This is a genomic window from Bacillus cereus group sp. N21, from assembly GCF_016483395.1.
Lineage (GTDB): Bacteria > Bacillota > Bacilli > Bacillales > Bacillaceae_G > Bacillus_A > Bacillus_A pseudomycoides.
Genome location: NZ_JAEHBX010000082.1, coordinates 1 through 17,850, shown reverse-complemented (window position 1 = coordinate 17,850; position 17,850 = coordinate 1). Strand labels below are relative to the sequence as shown.

Sequence of the window (17,850 nt, the reverse complement as noted above, 5' to 3'; positions counted from 1 at the left end):
AGCTCCGATTGAATATCGAATCTCGATGGCTGCATAGTCTTTTTTTACAGCTGTCCACTTGACGGGGGTAAGACCAATTTCGATAGTCTTTTTCTTTATCCCGCTATTTGTGGACAGTAAGACTCAAGCCTTAAGTTTCAGAGAGAAGCGATGAATTTTGTTTTATAATTTGTTTATTATTGTAAATTGATAACAAGTAGCATAATGAAATTTAAAGAGCAAGTTATAATAGTAAGAAGCATAGGTAAAGTGATTATGAGTGAAGGTGATGGAAATGCAATATCCAGATTCATTAGTACTGCATGTGAAAAAACTTAGTGCTCCCTATCCATTAGAAGGTTTTTTATGTGGACAAGGTCCTGAAAAGCCGAAACTAATGCTTGTTGGAGAAGCGCCAGGAGAAACAGAAATTCATAATGGCATTCCGTTTAGTGGAAGAGCAGGTAAGGAGTTAATGGGATTTTTAGAACGTATCGGCCTTACAAGGGAAGAAGTATATATTACGAGCACTGTACGTAGCCGGCCTTATATATGGAGAGAGAAAAGAGAGCGGAGCGGGCAAGTTGCTCAGAAGAAATATAATCGAACCCCAAATCAGGGAGAAATACTTGTGCATGCTCCTTTGTTAGATTATGAGATGGAGCACGTGCAAGCACCGGTTATTGTCACACTTGGAAATATTGCATTAAAGCGTTTAGTGGGACCAGATAAAAAAATTACTGATGTTCATGGACAATTATTGCAGCAGCCAGTACGAAGACTAAAAAATAATCAAAGTACAGATTTTATATGGACCGAGAAGATATATAATATTTTTCCGACATTTCATCCAGCATCAATTTTTTATAATAGAGGCTTGTTGGATTTGATTTATGAGGATTTAGAAAAATTAGGGAAGTATATATAGTAGAAGTTTTCTTTATAGTGGTTTACAACTTAAAAAGCTATCGGGTTCGATAGCTTTTTAAGTTGTGTATTTGGAAAGTGTAGTAATGTTAGAGATCTAGCATGTTTAATTATGTAATGGATTTTTATTTTCGTCTAATGTAAAGCCTTCACCAACTACATCATGTACATCACTTACTGCAACAAATGCATGAGGATCTACTGAAGTAATAATATTCTTTAGTTTTACGATTTCATTTTTTGCCACAACACAATAAAGTACGTTTCGCTCAATCTTTGTATAAGAGCCAACTGCTTTTAAAAAGGTTGCCCCGCGCTCCATCTCGGATAAAATCTTGGCAGCAATCTCGTCGTTTTTATCTGAAATAATGGTTGCTCCTTTTGCTGCATATGCTCCTTCTTGCATAAAGTCAATGACCTTTGCTCCGATAAAGACCGCAACTAACGTATACATGCCCTCGCGATAAGATAGATATGTAAGAATGGAGATGACAATGACAACAGCGTCAAACATAAACATTGTTTTTCCCATGCTCCAGCCAACATATTTATGAGCTAATCGAGCAATAATATCGACGCCACCAGTTGTTCCACCGTATTTGAATATAATTCCGAGACCAATCCCAATAAATGCTCCAGCGAACAGGGCTGCTAATGTCATATCATTTTGCAAATTTAAATGTAAATTTAATGATTCGTAGCGCTGAAAAATCCATAGAAATAAGGAGACGCTAAACGTTCCGATTAATGTGTATAAGAAAGTTGTTCGGCCGAGTAATTTCCAGCCGACAAAAAAGAGAGGGATGTTTAAGATTAAGTTTGTATACGATGGATCAAGCGAAAAGAGAAAATAAAGCAATAACGTAATTCCTGTAAAGCCACCTTCTGCTAAGTGATTTTCAATATTAATATTTACGATGCCAAAAGAGAAGATAGCGGAACCAATCAAAATAAATATAATGTTTCGAATCTTTAAGTTGGTTTTCATGTAGCAAGCCCCCTAATATGTAATTGTTACTTCGCTCCGTTGAAATAGCTAATGACGAAGAAACACGATAAGAATAGTAAGTCATTTGTATGATTGTAATTGGTAAGAGGTAACCTTTTACAGGAAGAACATTTGCAAAAGAAAGTTTCATTTTACCCCCACTAACGGTTGGTAAGGAGTAAGGCGAGAAGAAAAGACTAACTAACCGTAAGAGCCCGATTGGTTCAACTAATCTTTTGCAAGAAGAACATTTGCAAAAGAAAGTTTCACTTTATTATAGTCTATCCAAAAATACGTGGCAAATAGGGACGAAAGAGGAATAATATTTGTCAAATCGCCATGAATTGGCTAACATGAAAGAGGAAGGATTAGAGGTGAACAACATGGAACAAAAAACGATGAAAGATATGCAGAAAGAAGTAGATGCATATATTAGTCAATTTAAAGAAGGTTATTTCAGTCCGCTTGCAATGATGGCTCGTTTGACAGAAGAAATGGGTGAACTTGCAAGGGAAGTGAACCACTATTACGGTGAGAAGCCGAAGAAAACGACTGAAAAAGAACGAACAATTGAAGAAGAACTTGGAGATGTATTATTTGTTATGATTTGCATGGCAAATAGCTTACATATTGATTTAGAAACAGCGCATAACATTGTAATGGATAAATTTAATACACGTGATAAAGATCGCTGGACACGTATTGAAGAGGGAGAGAAAGAATAATGAAAGATATTAAAGTGATTATTGCTGGACCAAGAGGACGTATGGGACACGAAGCAGTACTTCTAATGGAAAGAACACCACATTTTCAATTAGTAGCAGCAGTTGATTATAAGCATGGTGGTGAAATGATTTCAAATCTTCCTGGAATGCCTACATTACATGCACCAATCTATGCGGATTTACATACTTGTTTAAATGAAGTAGAAGCGGATGTATTGCTAGATTTAACGACACCAGAAGTCGGCAAAGAACATGTTACACTCGCTGTTGAACATGGTCTTCGTTCCGTTATTGGTACGACAGGGTTTACAGAAGAAGAACTTCAGCATTTAACAGACACTGCGAAAGAAAAACAGGTAGGTACTATTATTGCTCCAAACTTTGCAATTGGTGCAATACTTATGATGAAGTTTTCTCAAATGGCAGCGAAATATTTCCAAGATGTTGAAGTGATTGAACTACATCATGATCAAAAATTAGATGCACCATCAGGTACAGCTGTAAAAACGGTAGATTTAATTCGTCAAAATCGTGAACCAAAACAACAAGGTCATCCAAATGAAACAGAACAATTAAAAGGAGCACGTGGTGCAAATGTAGATGGTATTCATATTCATAGCGTGCGTTTACCAGGGCTTATTGCGCATCAAGAAGTATTGTTTGGCGGAGACGGACAAATGTTAACAGTTCGTCATGATTCATTCAACAGAGCATCATTTATGTCTGGAGTAAAATTATCTATTGAAACAGTAATGAATCTTGACCATCTTGTATATGGATTAGAGAAGATTATCGATTAAAGGGGGGAAGACGGATGAAGATTGCCTTAATTGCACATGACAAAAAGAAAGATGATATGGTTTCGTTTGCATACGCATATAAACCAATTTTTGAACAACATGAACTTTTTGCTACGGGAACAACAGGCCTTCGCATTATGGAAGCGACAGGACTTACAGTCACAAGATATCAATCTGGTCCTCTTGGCGGCGATCAAGAAATTGGTGCAATGATTGCAAAAAACGATTTAGACATGGTGATTTTCTTTCGGGACCCGCTAACAGCACAACCACATGAGCCAGATGTAAATGCATTGCTTCGTTTATGTGATGTATATGCGATACCGCTTGCAACGAATATGGCAAGTGCTGAGATGTTAATGCATGCATTAGAACGAGGAGATTTAGACTACCGAAAGTTACGAAAATGAGGGAACAAATTATGAGAGGATTACATATATTAGCGTTTGGTGCCCATGCCGATGATGTTGAAATCGGCATGGCTGGCACTATTGCCAAATATACAAAACAAGGATATGAAGTTGGCATTTGTGATTTGACAGAAGCCGATTTATCCTCAAATGGGACGGTTGAACTAAGAAAAGAAGAAGCACAAGCAGCCGCTCGTATCATGGGAGTGACAGAGCGAATCAATTTAGCAATGCCAGACCGCGGTCTGTATATGAAAGAAGAATATATAAGAGAAATCGTAAAAATTATTCGGACATATAAGCCAACGCTTATTTTTGCACCATACTATGAAGATCGCCACCCAGACCATGCGAATTGTGCGAAACTCGTGGAAGAAGCTGTGTTTTCAGCAGGTGTTCGTAAATATATGCCAGAAATGTCACCACATCGCGTACAATCTTTTTATTATTATATGATTAATGGTTTTCATAAACCGAATTTCTGCATTGATATTAGCGAACATCTTTCTGAAAAGATAGCCGCGTTAGAAGCCTATGAAAGCCAATTTACAGCAGGAAGTGATGGTGTGAAGACACCTTTAACAGAAGGTTATGTCGAAACAGTAATCGCTCGTGAGAAAATGTTTGGAAAAGAAGTTGGAGTTATGTATGCTGAAGGATTTATGAGTAAAAAGCCAGTTTTATTACATGCTGATTTAATAGGGGGATGTAAATGAAATTGAAAATAGGTATAACATGTTATCCTTCTGTTGGTGGTTCTGGGGTTGTAGGAACTGAATTAGGAAAACAATTGGCTGAACGAGGTCATGAAATTCACTTCATTACCTCTGGAGTTCCATTCCGATTAAATAAAGTATATCCAAACATTTATTTTCATGAAGTAACGGTAAATCAATATTCTGTCTTTCAATATCCACCTTACGATTTAGCATTAGCAAGTAAAATGGCAGAGGTTGCACAGAGAGAAAACTTGGATGTTTTACATGTACACTATGCAATACCACATGCAATTTGTGCATACTTAGCAAAGCAAATGATTGGAGACGATATTAAAATCGTTACGACGTTACATGGAACTGATATTACTGTACTTGGTTCAGATCCTTCTCTAAATAATTTAATACGGTTTGGTATTGAGCAATCTGATGTTGTTACAGCTGTATCTCACTCGTTAATTCAAGAAACACATGAGCTTGTAAAGCCAAATAAAGAAATTCAAACTGTATATAATTTTATTGATGAGCGTGTCTATTTTAAGAGAGATATGTCCCAACTAAAAAAAGAGTATGGTATACGTGAAGATGAAAAGGTATTAATTCATATTTCGAATTTTCGCAAGGTCAAGCGTGCACAAGATGTTGTCCATTCATTTGCTAAAATTGTAAAAGAAGTGGCAGCGAAATTATTACTTGTTGGTGATGGGCCGGAATTTTGTACAATTTTACAGTTGGTGAAAAGCTTACATATTGAAGAACATGTTTTGTTTTTAGGAAAACAGGATAATGTTGCTGAGCTTCTTGCAATGAGCGATTTAATGTTGCTTTTATCAGAAAAAGAAAGCTTTGGCCTCGTTTTACTAGAAGCAATGGCGTGTGGTGTGCCATGTATTGGTACGCGTGTTGGAGGTATTCCAGAAGTTATTCAACATGGTGAAACGGGATATATATGTGAAGTTGAAGATATCAAAGGTATAGCTAAGCAAGCGATACAATTGCTTAAAAACGACGATCTCCATCAAAATATGGCACAGCGCGCCATGGAAGCTGTATATGAGCAATTTCGTTCAGAAAATATTGTTTCACAATATGAGGCAATTTATTATGACATACTAAGGGATGACAAAAATGAAACGATTTAAACAAGCTGGAGCAATTATTGAGACATTGAAACAACATGGGCATGAAGCATATTTTGTTGGGGGAAGTGTGCGTGATTTTATTATCAATAGACCAATTGGTGATATTGATATCGCAACATCAGCTCTTCCAGAAGAAGTGATGCATTTATTCCCAAGACATGTCCCTGTTGGGCTTGAACATGGTACGGTTATTGTTGTTCAAGAAGGTATTCCGTATGAAGTGACAACATTTCGAACGGAGAGTGATTATGAAGATTTTCGCAGACCAAGTAGTGTTCAGTTTGTTCGTTCATTAGAAGAAGATTTAAAACGACGAGATTTTACTATGAATGCGATTGCGATGAATGAAGAAGGAAACATCATTGATTTGTTTGCGGGGCAAGAGGCAATTCGTAAACAAGAAATTGCAACAGTAGGGAATGCTGCGGATCGCTTTCAAGAAGATGCACTACGTATGATGCGGGGTATTCGCTTTGTTAGTACTTTAGGATTCTTTTTAGAGGAACAAACGAAACGTGCGATTGAGGAGTATGGGCATTTACTGGAACATATAGCGATTGAAAGAATTACAGTTGAGTTTGAAAAGCTGTTGACGGGTAAATATTGTGTAAATGGGCTTCAACAACTAGTAGAGACGAAACTAGTTACGCACTTACCATATTTACAAATGTCAGAAGAAAGAATTTTAAAAGCTATGCAATATAACTGGGATTTTTTTGAAACCGATATCGAGGCGTGGGCATTTTTCTTATATTGTATTGGTGAAGAACATCCATCAGTTTTCTTACGTCAATGGAAATTTTCAAACAAAAAAATAAAAGATATTGTAGCTGTTATATTAGCAATCCGCTCTAGAAAAACAAAGTCTTGGGATGCAGTTTTTCTATACAAGACAGGTTTGCATACTGCTTTAATGGCGGAAAGAGTATATCAAGCTATTATAAAAAAATATGATATATTTTCTGTAAATCAGGTACAGTCATTATTTGATTCATTATCCATTCATAATCGTCAGGAAATGAAAGTAAGCGGTAATGATTTGTTAGGTTGGACAGAAAAAACGCCAGGACCATGGGTGGCAGAAGTGTTGCAAAGAATCGAAGAAGAAATTTTACAAGAACGATTAGAAAATGAGAAAGAGAAAATAAGGGAGTGGCTACAAGGATGCAATCTACTATAAGAAAACAATTACTGCAGATTTTTTCTGCAGCAGATGGCGAGTTTGTATCTGGTCAAACAATTAGTGACAAGCTTGGCTGCTCAAGAACCGCTGTCTGGAAACATATGGAGGATCTTCGGAGCGAAGGATATGAGCTAGAAGCTGTGCGCCGTCTAGGATATCGGATTGCTAGTAAGCCAGATAAAGTAACAGCGAATGAAATTCAATTAGGCTTACAGACTGAATTTATAGGGAGAACTGTTTATTTTAAAGAATCTGTAGAGTCTACGCAGCATATTGCAGCAAAACTTGCTTATGAAGGGGCGGCGGAGGGAACAATTGTCGTTGCGGAAGAGCAAACAGCAGGACGTGGCCGTTTGAGTAGAAAATGGCACTCACCAAAAGGGACAGGGATTTGGTTGAGTATTATTTTACGTCCAGCTATTCCCGTTCATCATGCCCCTCAGCTTACTTTATTAGCAGCTGTTAGTGTAGCACAAGCAATTGAGAAATGTACAGGTGTGAATGTGGGAATTAAATGGCCCAATGATATTTTAATTGAAGGAAAAAAAGCTGTCGGTATTTTAACAGAGATGCAGGCTGACCCAGATAAGATTAATGCTGTTATTATGGGAATTGGAATTAATGCAAATCAAGGGCAAGAACATTTTGCAGATGAGATTAAAGAAATTGCAACATCTTTAGCAATTGAATCAGGAAAACCAATTGTGCGAGCAGAGCTTATGCAACAGATCTTTTTACAAATGGAAAAGTTATATCAAGAATATGTAAAAAATGGTTTTTCGGTTATTAAACTTCTTTGGGAAAGTTATGCAATAAGTATTGGAAAAGAAATTACGGCCCGAACGATGAAAGATACGATTACAGGTGTAGCAAAAGGAATTACAGCGGATGGTGTACTTATGTTAGAAGATGATAAAGGTCAACTTCATCATATTCATTCTGCTGATATAGAAATTAAGTAGAGAGAAGTTCCTGCTTGGGAGCTTCTTTTTATTTGTATATTGGATGACAGTAAGAATAGAATTGTTTACTGTTATATTCGTTGCTATTCTTGAAATTTCACATACTGTAATAGGAATAGAAAATTATTTTTTCAAAAAAATGTAGCAATTTTATTTCTTAGTTTGCTATAATTAGTTCGAATATGGGCAGTATCTGAGTGAACTGCACCATTATTTCAAGCAATGAAGAAAAATAATTTGGATTCTGCCTTGATCCAACAACGGACTGGGACAGAGGGATGAATTTTGCCGACTAACACAACCCATCTGCCCTTTTTTGGTCAGATGGGTTTTTTATATGATTTCGGCCATCTCCTCTCTCCTGAATAAAGGAGGAGTAGTTTTTGAAAACGACAACAGATTTTTTAAAAATGAAAGAGAAAGGTGAGCCGATTACGATGCTTACTGCGTATGATTATCCATCTGCAAAGCTCTCAGAAGAAGCTGAAGTTGATATGATTTTAGTAGGGGATTCCCTTGGAATGGTTGTACTTGGATACGATTCTACCATTCCAGTAACGGTAGATGATATGATTCATCATACGAAAGCAGTGCGCCGCGGCGCAAAGGAAACTTTTATTGTAACGGATATGCCGTTTATGTCTTACCATGTATCTTTGCAAGAAACGATGCATAATGCGCGCCGCATCGTGCAAGAGAGCGGAGCACATGCAGTGAAGGTAGAAGGAGCGGATGAGGTAGTATCAATCATTCGCTTCTTAACGAATGCAGGAATTCCTGTTGTATCTCATCTTGGTTTAACACCTCAATCTGTAGGTGTATTAGGTGGCTATAAAGTGCAAGGAAAAGATGCTGAAAGTGCAAAGAAATTGTTAGAAGATGCTAAGAAATGTGAAGAGGCTGGTGCAATGGCAATCGTTTTAGAATGCGTACCAATGCAACTAGCAGAGCTTGTATCACAGCAGCTGACGATTCCTACAATAGGTATTGGTGCAGGTAGTAAAGTAGATGGTCAAGTACTTGTTTATCATGATCTCATTTCGTATGGAGTGGAGCGTGTTCCAAAATTTGTGAAACAATATACATCAGTTCAAGAAGAAATTGTACGCGGAATCGCGCAATATGTTGCTGAAGTAAAAGCAGGACAATTTCCGGAAGAACAACATTCATTCACAATGAAAGAGGAAGAATGTGTAGCATTATACGGAGGGAAACAGTGATGAAAATTGTAACAACAGTGCAAGAGATGCAGCAAATTGCTAGTGAAATTCGTGCAAGTGGTAGAGATAGCGGTTTTGTTCCAACGATGGGATATTTACACGAAGGGCATGCAACTTTATTACGTCAAGCAAGGGAAGAAAATGAAGTTGTTATTTTAAGCGTATTTGTAAACCCATTACAATTTGGACCAAATGAAGATTTAGATCGCTATCCTCGGGATATCGAGAGAGATGAGAAAGTAGCAAAAGAAGCCGGGGTTGATTATTTATTTTATCCGAGCGTAGAAGAAATGTATCCTGCAGAACAGACAACAAAGGTTGCAGTTATAAAGCGTACCGACGTATTATGTGGTAAGCAAAGACCGATTCATTTTGCAGGTGTTGCGACTGTATTGATGAAACTATTTAATATTACAATGCCAAAGCGTGCCTACTTCGGTATGAAAGATGCACAGCAAGTCGCTGTTATCCAAGGATTTGTACGTGATTTCAATATTCCAATCACAATTGTACCTGTTGATATCGTTAGGGAAGAGGACGGATTAGCAAGAAGTTCTCGTAATGTATATTTATCAGAAAAAGAACGTGAGGAAGCACCACATTTATATCAAAGTTTATGTATAGCGAAAAAACGAATTGAAGCTGGAGAGCGTAATCCGCAAATCATTACACGTCTTGTGAAAGAATATATTGAGGAAAATATACAAGGTATCGTCGATTATGCAGATCTATATGCGTACCCAACTTTGACGGAAGTTGAAACAATTGGTGGGCGTATTATTCTTGCAATTGCAGTGAAGTTTGATAATGCACGTTTAATTGACAATATTACATTAACGGTTGAATAAGGGGGAATCATCTATGTTTCGCACAATGATGAGAGCAAAGTTACATCGCGCGACTGTAACAGAAGCAAATTTAAATTATGTAGGTAGTATTACAATTGATGAAGATTTAATGGACGCAGTGGAGATTGTAGAAAATGAAAAAGTACAAATTGTAAATAATAACAATGGAGCTCGCTTAGAGACGTATGTAATTAAAGGAGAACGTGGCAGCGGTGTTGTTTGTTTAAATGGTGCAGCTGCAAGACTTGTACAACCTGAAGATAAAGTTATTATTATTTGTTACGGTCTCGTAGCGACAGAAGATGTAGATAAACAAGTACCAAAAATTGCGGTGTTAGATGATAACAATCAAATTGTTGAAATGTTAGGTGCTGAAAAAGCAGGTACGATTTTATAAAATGAAAAGCTATCTCATATGAGGTAGCTTTTCATTTTATCTTGCTATCACGGCAGTAAGACAGCTACCTCAAGATTCAGAGAGGCGCGCAAATAGGTGAGTGAGGATAATAGCATGTAAAATCCCGCGGATGGAAGCTTACTTTATGTAAATACACGTAAAAAAAACGGTTCGGAAAAATTATTCATTAATAAAGAAGATTAAAGATTTTTTTGAAACTATATACTTGAATGAATAGAAAGAGTCCTTTTTTCAACACCAGGCTCTTCTATTTTTTGTCCATCTTTTCATTAAGATGATATAAAACGTGGTATAGTAACAATATATGAATTTTTGTTGTTTGAAAGGGTAAGAAATTGAGGTGTTACATATGAGTAAGCGTTATGTCGTTGTCGATTTAGAGACGACAGGGAACTCCTGGAAAGATGGGAAGGACAGAATTACACAAATTGCAGCTGTTGTAGTAGAAGCTGGAGAGATATTGGAAATCTTTTCGTCTTTTGTTAACCCGAAGAGAGAGATTCCTCCATTTATTACAGAATTAACAGGGATTGATGAAAATCTCGTGAAACAAGCCCCGCTATTTTGCGATGTAGCGCCGATGGTAGCCGAACTATTACAGGGTGCTTATTTTGTTGCACATAACGTTCACTTTGATTGGAATTTTTTGAAGGAAGAATTAAAACAGGCTGGATATGGAGAAGTAAACTGTCCAAAAATTGATACGGTTGAATTGGCACAAATTTTATTGCCGACAGCTGATAGCTATAAATTGCGTGATTTAGCAAAAAAACATGAATTGGAACATGATCAACCGCATCGTGCGGATAGTGATGCTCTCGTGACAGCGGAATTATTTTTACAATTTCTAAATCAATTAGAAAAACTACCGCTTGTCACATTACAATCTTTATATGAACTAAGCGATGTATTCCAAAGTGATATAGCGAATATCATTTCAGAAAATATTTTAAATAAAGTGATGCTTGGTACAGAAGATGCAAAGGAATATGAAGTATATCGAAATATTGCGCTTCGAAAACGAAATTATTCATTAGAAATCGGTGATGATTGTTTATCTAAATTTGATGCTTTTTTACACAAGTCAATGGGACAACTTGAGCTAAAGATGCCAAATTTTGAACAAAGAGAAAGTCAGCAGCGAATGATGAAGGAAATATATACAGCATTAAGAGATTCTCGTTTTTCATTAATTGAAGCAGGAACAGGTACAGGGAAGACACTTGCTTATTTACTTCCAAGTATTTATTTTGCAAAGAGAAGAGAAGAGTCAGTTGTTATTAGTACGCAAACGGTACAACTGCAACAACAAATGATTGAAAATGAAATTCCTTTATTACAAAGTATATTACCATTTCCATTCGAAGTGGCTCTTTTAAAAGGAAGAAAACATTATCTTTGCTTACATAAATTTGAATATGCATTGCAAGAAGAAGAGAAAAACTATGATGCTGCGCTTACGAAAGCAAAAGTATTAGTATGGTTATTGCAAACGGAGACTGGTGATCGTGACGAGCTTAATATTCCAGAAGGCGGGAAGTTACTGTGGGATCGCATTTGTAGTGATACGTACAGTCCGGGCGGCATGCAAAGCAACTGGTTTAGTCGCTGCTTTTATCAACGAGCAAAAAATAAAGCGTTATTTGCAGATATTGTTATTACAAATCACGCTTTACTATTTCAAGATTTTGTTAGTGAAGATCCACTTTTGGCATCTTGTGAACATATTATTTTTGATGAAGCTCATCACATCGAAGAAACAGCGACTAGGACACTTGGAGAGCAGTTTTCATGCATGTACTTTCAATTAATCTTATCACGCTTTGGTACGTTAGAGACGGACGATGTGCTATCAAAGGTATATGAATTGATGAAAAAATCTCATCATTCGTCACGCTCAGCTTTTCGAATGGTGAGTCATAGGTTAAAGGAAATTAAATTCGATGCTGATGAATTATTTCAAATGTTACGTACATTTATATTTCAGCAAACAAAGCAAGAACAAGGGGCAAATAATATGCCGCTTATTTATCGATATAACGCGGACCAAGAGGATGGAAAGCTATGGAGAAGTATAGCTGAGTTAACAAATCGCTTCGTATACGAATTGAGAAAAATACTTACTGCGCTAGAGCAACAAGCGGACTTATTACAAAGTAAAATCGAATGGGAGATGCATGTTGTTACAGGCGAGTTTATGCATTTAATTGAATTATTGCGTAAAATGGTCGACTCATTGCAGCTGCTTATATTAGAAAAAACAGAGTATGTGACATGGATGGAAACGGAAACGAAAGGTACAATTCATTCCACTGTGTTATATGCACAACCTGTCCATATAGGAGAAAGGTTTGCGGATGAGTTCTTAACAAAAAAGCGAAGCGTTATTTTTACTTCGGCGACTTTAACTGTTAATAATACATTCGATTATATACAGGAACAACTTGGATTATATGACTTTGCACCAGACACATTAACAGTTCCATCGCCGTTTCATTATGAGGAACAAGTAAAGCTAATGGTTTCTACTGATGTTCCTCTTATTAAGCAAGTAAGCGAGGATGTGTATATAAGAGAAGTATCACATCATATTATGAAGATTGCTAAAGCGACAAATGGAAGAATGCTCGTTTTGTTTACATCCTATGAAATGCTAAAGGAAACATATACAAATTTAAAACAAGCGGATGAATTAGAAGACTTTGTATTACTAACACAAAGTGTTCATAATCGTAGCCGAAGTCGTTTAGTTCGGAAATTTCAAGAGTTCGACAAAGCAATTTTGTTAGGAACAAGTAGTTTTTGGGAAGGGATTGATATTCCTGGAGATGCATTAAGCTATCTTGTTATTGTTCGGTTACCATTTACACCGCCTCATCAGCCAATGATGGAAGCCAAAAGTGAATGGTTGAAAAATAAAGGAGACGACGTATTTACGAAACTGGCACTTCCGCAAGCAATTCTTCGTTTTAAGCAAGGGTTTGGACGATTAATTCGTACAATGACGGATACTGGAACGGTGTTTGTTTTAGATCGTCGTTTAACCAACTCTTTCTACGGAAAAAGATTTATGCAATCTATTCCAAATGTTCCTCTTTATGAAGGGTCGTTAGAAGAACTGTTAGATCACTTAGAAGAATAAAGCGGATAAAGTGAAACTGTAATCACTGAGGGTTCCTTCATTTCTCACTGATTCTTCGTCTTCGCCAATCGTTTTTTGACGGGTAGTATATCCTACCTCACTTTTGTTATTTTTTAGATAACTTTGAGGTAGGTGGAATTACTATCGGTAAATAGCTAAAGTAATAACAGTAAGTGAAAAAATATGCCTGAAGTACGACGTACTTCAGGCATGAAATGTGGGTAGGAGGAAATTTATTTTTTCTTACTTCTTGTATACAAATGTTTCGGTTTTCAATTTGAAACCTTTTTTTGCTGAACATGTCCTGCTATAATAGATGGGTGATGAAGCAGGGGTTGTAAAGAATGTACTCTTATTGTAACCGTATTGCGTTCTTCTATAATTAGAAATTTTTGTGTAACGGAGGAGTTTTCATGGAGAAGAAAATCGAAGTGCTATCAACGACGCGTATTAAATATTCGTCTGACTTATATAAAATTGTTGATAGTTTGAATCGCACTTTAAAAGAGCAGGACCTCATGTTCGGATTGGCATTAGACGAAAACGAAAAAGAAACAGCAGTATTTACGATATACAGAACGTAGTGATGCAATGAAGAAGTGGATCTTTGCCATCATTATCGTTATCGTTGCCATTGGATTATATGGGGTGCATGTTTATAATGCGACAATGGAAAAGAAAATTCCGAAAGAGTCAAAAGTTGTAGAAATTGCAAAAGAAAAAGCAAAGCTTACGAAAGTAAAAACGGTTGATTATTATAACGGAAAATCTTCATATGCAGTCGTACAAGGTGTAGATGAAAAAGGAGAACAAATCATTGTTTGGGTACCTGAGAAAAAAGGGAATGTTCTAGTACGTAAAAAGAACGAGGGCATTTCTGAAAAGAAAGCTTTACAAATTGTGGCTGGGGAACGTAAGCCCAAAGAATTGGTAAAGGCAAAATTAGGTGCTGAAAACGATGTTCCGTTGTGGGAAATTACATATATTGATCAAGAAGGTCGTTATACGTATTATTATCTAGAATTTCAAGATGGGAAATATGCTGGATATTACAGCATTGAAAAATAGATGCAGGGGGAAACCACAAATGAAATTAGCAAAGCGAGTAGCTGCTTTAACACCGTCTTCAACTTTAGAAATTACAGCAAAGGCACAAGCATTGAAAGCTGAAGGCCATGATGTAATTGGATTAGGAGCAGGAGAACCTGATTTTAATACGCCAGAGCATATTATAGATGCTGCACATAAAGCAATGTTAGAAGGACATACGAAATATACACCAACTGGTGGATTAGCAACATTAAAACAAGAAATTGCGAAGAAATTTACTCGTGATCAAGGATTAGCGTATGATCCAACTGAGATTATCGTATGTAATGGAGCAAAACATGCACTTTATACACTATTTCAAGTGCTACTTGACGAAGGGGACGAAGTTATCATTCCGACTCCTTATTGGGTAAGTTATCCAGAACAAGTAAAGCTTGCTGGTGGTAAGCCAGTTTATGTAGAAGGACTAGAAGATAATCAGTACAAAATTAAGCCAGAGCAGCTACGTGAGGCAATTACAGAGAAGACGAAAGCTGTTATTATAAATTCACCGAGCAATCCGACAGGGATGATTTACAGCAAAGAAGAATTACAGCAGCTTGGAGAAGTATGTTTAGAGCACGACATTTTAATTGTTTCTGATGAGATTTATGAGAAATTGGTTTATGGCGGCGTGGAATATACTTCAATTGCCCAGCTTTCTAATGCATTAAAAGAACAAACACTTATTATTAATGGTGTATCTAAATCGCATTCCATGACAGGATGGCGTATTGGCTATGCAGCAGGAAATAAGCAGCTTATTAAAGCGATGACGAACTTAGCAAGTCATAGTACGTCAAACCCTACTTCAATCGCTCAATACGGCGCAATTGCTGCGTATGCTGGGTCGCAAGAGCCTGTGGAAATGATGCGTCAAGCATTCGAAGAACGATTAAACATTATTTATGATAAATTAATTCAAATTCCTGGTTTCACTTGTATTAAACCACAAGGTGCATTTTATTTATTCCCGAACGTAAAAGAGGCTGTAGCGTTAGCTGGATATGAAACCGTTGATGAGTGGGCAAAAGCATTGTTAGAAGAAGAGAAAGTAGCTCTTGTTCCAGGAACAGGGTTCGGTGCACCAAACAATGTTCGTTTATCCTATGCGACATCTCTTGAACAATTAGAGAAAGCGTTAGAGCGAATTAATACGTTTATGAGAAGTAAAGTACAGGCTTAAAAGGCTAATTACTTTCATTTTTACCACATAAGTTACTTTGAACAAATGAAGATGACCTCCCTATCTATAGGGAGGTTTTTTGACGAATTGTGGTAAAAGAAAATTATAACAGGTGTGTTATACTAGAAAGCGAGGTGTATGGTCATGAAGAAAAAAATGATGTTACAATGGTTTGAACAAGGCAGCGTCGCAATTCCAAAATTGCTTATGATGCATTATAAAAAATTAGGCTTAAATGAGATGGAATTTATGGTTGTACTCCATGTGCATACTTTTCTAGAATCGGGTAATTCTTTTCCAACTCCTTCAGAGATTGCAGAACGAATGACAATAACAGAAATGAAATGTATGGAAATCATTCAAGCGTTAATTCAAAAAGGCTTTTTAGCATTAGAAGGTAGTCAAAAATCTGAAGCTATGATGTGCGAAAGTTATTCGTTGCAACCACTTTGGGAAAAAATCTTTCATTTTTTAATGAATGAAACAATAGAAGAAGAAAAAGAAGAACAAAAGAAACTTCAAGTGAATTTATATACAATTTTTGAACGGGAATTTGGAAGACCATTATCGCCTTTTGAATGTGAAACATTAGCGATGTGGCAAGATCAGGATCAACATCATCCGAATTTAATTCAAGCAGCTCTTCGAGAATCTGTAATGAGTGGGAAACTTAATTTTCGATATATTGACCGTATTCTCTTTGAGTGGAAAAAGAATGGAATTAAGACAGTTGATCAAGCGCAAGATCAAGGGCGGAAATTTAGAGCGAATCAACAACGCTCGCAGCAAGTAACGAAACAAGAGACCAAATATACGGGGAAAGTGCCTTTTTATAATTGGTTGGAGCAGTGATATAGGAGGAAATACATGTTAAACAAGACGCAAATTCGTTATTGTTTAGATACAATGGCAGAAATGTATCCAGAAGCACATTGTGAATTAAATCATGATAATCCATTTGAACTTGTAATTGCAGTTGCATTATCTGCACAATGTACAGATGTCCTTGTAAATAAAGTAACGAAAAGTTTATTTCAAAAGTATAAGACACCTGAAGATTATTTAAATGTGTCCTTAGAAGAGTTGCAACAAGATATTCGTTCAATTGGATTGTACCGGAACAAAGCGAAAAATATTCAAAAGTTATGCCGAATGTTGCTTGAAGACTATAATGGAGAGGTACCACAGGATCGGGATGAACTAACAAAGCTACCAGGGGTTGGTAGAAAAACTGCAAATGTAGTTGTTTCTGTAGCATTTGGTATCCCAGCTATTGCTGTTGATACACATGTGGAACGTGTAAGTAAACGCTTGGCTATTTGCCGTTGGAAAGATTCCGTTCTAGAGGTAGAGAAAACATTAATGAAGAAAGTGCCAATGGAAGAGTGGGGAGTTACGCATCACCGAATGATTTTCTTTGGACGTTATCATTGCAAAGCACAGCGGCCGCAATGTGAAGAATGCCGGCTACTAGAAGTGTGTCGTGAAGGTAAGAAGCGAATGAAGGGGAAATAAAAAGATGGAACAAGTTGTACAAGTACCGGATGAGTTTCAATGTAATCCTTTTTTTGAAGGGGATATAGATAAGATTATATATCATACAGATGAATCGTTTGTGCAATTGCTAGAAAGCCATTATTTCTTATTTGATATAGGAAAACAATATGAGCCATGGAATGAAATAGAAATGGGAATTCCAGCTGTATTAGATATATGGAAAGACAAAAAAGAGGATATATCGATATTTTTTCAGGATCGAAAGCGAAATGAAGCAAAAAGGCCAATGATTCACTTTGCAGCTCATTTATTATCGAGTTTATATTGGCTAAACGGAAAACCAGTGTCAGGATTAAAGGATATTAAAAACAAGATTGATGAGCTACAAATAAAACCGATTAACTTTATGGAACGTTATTCATTTATTACAAAGCAACCAAATCACTATCATTCCTATATTCAATTGGCACAGTTGTATGTAGAAATAGAAAAGCTGTATGCAAAAAAAATAATACAAAAAAAGAAGTCACCATCTCGTTAGAGTGAACTGTACCCCGAATCGTGGACACTTAAAAAAAGTCCATGCTTCGGGGTTTTTGTGTATCTTTACACTCATTC

The 17,850-nt window shown here is 36.6% G+C and carries 19 protein-coding genes; 18 read left to right on the top strand and 1 reads right to left on the bottom strand.

The window, feature by feature from the left end; translation table 11 throughout:
• Positions 1 to 268: 268 nt before the first annotated feature.
• On the top strand, positions 269 to 907 hold the full coding sequence (locus tag JDS96_RS26560) for a uracil-DNA glycosylase (protein ID WP_206777228.1): 639 nt from the start codon (positions 269 to 271) through the stop codon (positions 905 to 907).
• A 105-nt stretch (positions 908 to 1,012) separates the two neighbouring features.
• Here the strand turns inward: JDS96_RS26560 and JDS96_RS26555 are convergent, their stop codons facing one another.
• Positions 1,013 to 1,894, bottom strand: coding sequence for a YitT family protein (locus JDS96_RS26555; RefSeq protein ID WP_016114108.1), 882 nt, complete (start codon positions 1,892 to 1,894; stop codon positions 1,013 to 1,015).
• Positions 1,895 to 2,277: 383 nt separating this feature from the next.
• On the opposite strand from JDS96_RS26555, the gene JDS96_RS26550 reads away from it, so the two are divergent.
• The 17 genes from JDS96_RS26550 (at position 2,278) to JDS96_RS26470 (ending at position 17,773) form a co-directional block, all read left to right on the top strand.
• On the top strand, positions 2,278 to 2,619 hold the full coding sequence (locus tag JDS96_RS26550; RefSeq protein WP_044880798.1) for a nucleotide pyrophosphohydrolase: 342 nt from the start codon (positions 2,278 to 2,280) through the stop codon (positions 2,617 to 2,619).
• Positions 2,619 to 3,419 carry a 4-hydroxy-tetrahydrodipicolinate reductase gene (dapB, locus tag JDS96_RS26545; RefSeq protein ID WP_003206495.1) on the top strand — a complete coding sequence of 267 codons (801 nt, stop codon included), beginning with the start codon at positions 2,619 to 2,621 and terminating at the stop codon, positions 3,417 to 3,419. The genes JDS96_RS26550 and dapB overlap by 1 nt, the downstream gene beginning before the upstream one ends.
• A gap of 14 nt (positions 3,420 to 3,433) precedes the next feature.
• Positions 3,434 to 3,829: a methylglyoxal synthase gene (mgsA, locus tag JDS96_RS26540; protein WP_097848519.1), complete on the top strand. Its 396-nt coding sequence runs from the start codon at positions 3,434 to 3,436 to the stop codon at positions 3,827 to 3,829.
• Positions 3,830 to 3,840: 11 nt separating this feature from the next.
• Positions 3,841 to 4,545, top strand: a complete 705-nt coding sequence (bshB1, locus tag JDS96_RS26535) for a bacillithiol biosynthesis deacetylase BshB1 (RefSeq protein WP_003196368.1) — start codon at positions 3,841 to 3,843, stop codon at positions 4,543 to 4,545.
• Positions 4,542 to 5,687, top strand: coding sequence for an N-acetyl-alpha-D-glucosaminyl L-malate synthase BshA (gene bshA, locus JDS96_RS26530; protein ID WP_199668565.1), 1,146 nt, complete (start codon positions 4,542 to 4,544; stop codon positions 5,685 to 5,687). The genes bshB1 and bshA overlap by 4 nt, the downstream gene beginning before the upstream one ends.
• Positions 5,674 to 6,867 (top strand): CCA tRNA nucleotidyltransferase, encoded by a 1,194-nt coding sequence (locus JDS96_RS26525; RefSeq protein WP_033796007.1) that lies wholly within the window; start codon positions 5,674 to 5,676, stop codon positions 6,865 to 6,867. Before bshA ends, JDS96_RS26525 begins: the two co-directional genes overlap by 14 nt.
• Positions 6,852 to 7,832 (top strand): biotin--[acetyl-CoA-carboxylase] ligase, encoded by a 981-nt coding sequence (locus tag JDS96_RS26520; protein WP_199668564.1) that lies wholly within the window; start codon positions 6,852 to 6,854, stop codon positions 7,830 to 7,832. The genes JDS96_RS26525 and JDS96_RS26520 overlap by 16 nt, the downstream gene beginning before the upstream one ends.
• A gap of 383 nt (positions 7,833 to 8,215) precedes the next feature.
• Positions 8,216 to 9,052 (top strand): 3-methyl-2-oxobutanoate hydroxymethyltransferase, encoded by an 837-nt coding sequence (gene panB, locus JDS96_RS26515; protein WP_003196375.1) that lies wholly within the window; start codon positions 8,216 to 8,218, stop codon positions 9,050 to 9,052.
• A complete protein-coding gene (gene panC / locus JDS96_RS26510; protein ID WP_199668563.1) occupies positions 9,052 to 9,900 on the top strand; it encodes a pantoate--beta-alanine ligase in 849 nt (282 codons plus the stop codon). The genes panB and panC overlap by 1 nt, the downstream gene beginning before the upstream one ends.
• Before the next feature lie 13 nt (positions 9,901 to 9,913).
• On the top strand, positions 9,914 to 10,297 hold the full coding sequence (gene panD, locus JDS96_RS26505; protein WP_006094314.1) for an aspartate 1-decarboxylase: 384 nt from the start codon (positions 9,914 to 9,916) through the stop codon (positions 10,295 to 10,297).
• A gap of 370 nt (positions 10,298 to 10,667) precedes the next feature.
• Positions 10,668 to 13,460, top strand: coding sequence for an ATP-dependent DNA helicase DinG (dinG, locus tag JDS96_RS26500; RefSeq protein WP_199668562.1), 2,793 nt, complete (start codon positions 10,668 to 10,670; stop codon positions 13,458 to 13,460).
• A 413-nt stretch (positions 13,461 to 13,873) separates the two neighbouring features.
• The gene (locus tag JDS96_RS26495) at positions 13,874 to 14,044 is read left to right on the top strand and encodes a YpmA family protein (RefSeq protein ID WP_000412180.1); all 171 of its coding nucleotides are present in this window, start codon (positions 13,874 to 13,876) and stop codon (positions 14,042 to 14,044) included.
• A gap of 7 nt (positions 14,045 to 14,051) precedes the next feature.
• Entirely contained in the window at positions 14,052 to 14,528 is a 477-nt protein-coding gene (locus JDS96_RS26490) for a cell wall elongation regulator TseB-like domain-containing protein (RefSeq protein ID WP_003206481.1), read from the top strand.
• Positions 14,529 to 14,547: 19 nt separating this feature from the next.
• On the top strand, positions 14,548 to 15,735 hold the full coding sequence (aspB, locus tag JDS96_RS26485; protein WP_199668561.1) for an aspartate transaminase AspB: 1,188 nt from the start codon (positions 14,548 to 14,550) through the stop codon (positions 15,733 to 15,735).
• A gap of 144 nt (positions 15,736 to 15,879) precedes the next feature.
• The gene (gene dnaD, locus JDS96_RS26480; RefSeq protein ID WP_199668560.1) at positions 15,880 to 16,587 is read left to right on the top strand and encodes a DNA replication protein DnaD; all 708 of its coding nucleotides are present in this window, start codon (positions 15,880 to 15,882) and stop codon (positions 16,585 to 16,587) included.
• A gap of 15 nt (positions 16,588 to 16,602) precedes the next feature.
• Entirely contained in the window at positions 16,603 to 17,250 is a 648-nt protein-coding gene (nth, locus tag JDS96_RS26475) for an endonuclease III (protein WP_006094317.1), read from the top strand.
• 4 nt (positions 17,251 to 17,254) lie between these two features.
• A complete protein-coding gene (locus tag JDS96_RS26470; RefSeq protein WP_199668559.1) occupies positions 17,255 to 17,773 on the top strand; it encodes a YpoC family protein in 519 nt (172 codons plus the stop codon).
• Positions 17,774 to 17,850: the final 77 nt, after the last annotated feature.

Bases quoted from the DNA above. Each gene is read 5' to 3' on its own strand.
- JDS96_RS26560 (WP_206777228.1), top strand. From the start codon at position 269: ATGGAAATGCAATATCCAGATTCATTAGTACTGCATGTGAAAAAACTT.
- JDS96_RS26555 (WP_016114108.1), bottom strand. From the start codon at position 1,894: ATGAAAACCAACTTAAAGATTCGAAACATTATATTTATTTTGATTGGT.
- JDS96_RS26550 (WP_044880798.1), top strand. From the start codon at position 2,278: ATGGAACAAAAAACGATGAAAGATATGCAGAAAGAAGTAGATGCATAT.
- dapB (WP_003206495.1), top strand. From the start codon at position 2,619: ATGAAAGATATTAAAGTGATTATTGCTGGACCAAGAGGACGTATGGGA.
- mgsA (WP_097848519.1), top strand. From the start codon at position 3,434: ATGAAGATTGCCTTAATTGCACATGACAAAAAGAAAGATGATATGGTT.
- bshB1 (WP_003196368.1), top strand. From the start codon at position 3,841: ATGAGAGGATTACATATATTAGCGTTTGGTGCCCATGCCGATGATGTT.
- bshA (WP_199668565.1), top strand. From the start codon at position 4,542: ATGAAATTGAAAATAGGTATAACATGTTATCCTTCTGTTGGTGGTTCT.
- JDS96_RS26525 (WP_033796007.1), top strand. From the start codon at position 5,674: ATGAAACGATTTAAACAAGCTGGAGCAATTATTGAGACATTGAAACAA.
- JDS96_RS26520 (WP_199668564.1), top strand. From the start codon at position 6,852: ATGCAATCTACTATAAGAAAACAATTACTGCAGATTTTTTCTGCAGCA.
- panC (WP_199668563.1), top strand. From the start codon at position 9,052: ATGAAAATTGTAACAACAGTGCAAGAGATGCAGCAAATTGCTAGTGAA.
- panD (WP_006094314.1), top strand. From the start codon at position 9,914: ATGTTTCGCACAATGATGAGAGCAAAGTTACATCGCGCGACTGTAACA.
- dinG (WP_199668562.1), top strand. From the start codon at position 10,668: ATGAGTAAGCGTTATGTCGTTGTCGATTTAGAGACGACAGGGAACTCC.
- JDS96_RS26495 (WP_000412180.1), top strand. From the start codon at position 13,874: ATGGAGAAGAAAATCGAAGTGCTATCAACGACGCGTATTAAATATTCG.
- JDS96_RS26490 (WP_003206481.1), top strand. From the start codon at position 14,052: ATGAAGAAGTGGATCTTTGCCATCATTATCGTTATCGTTGCCATTGGA.
- aspB (WP_199668561.1), top strand. From the start codon at position 14,548: ATGAAATTAGCAAAGCGAGTAGCTGCTTTAACACCGTCTTCAACTTTA.
- dnaD (WP_199668560.1), top strand. From the start codon at position 15,880: ATGAAGAAAAAAATGATGTTACAATGGTTTGAACAAGGCAGCGTCGCA.
- nth (WP_006094317.1), top strand. From the start codon at position 16,603: ATGTTAAACAAGACGCAAATTCGTTATTGTTTAGATACAATGGCAGAA.
- JDS96_RS26470 (WP_199668559.1), top strand. From the start codon at position 17,255: ATGGAACAAGTTGTACAAGTACCGGATGAGTTTCAATGTAATCCTTTT.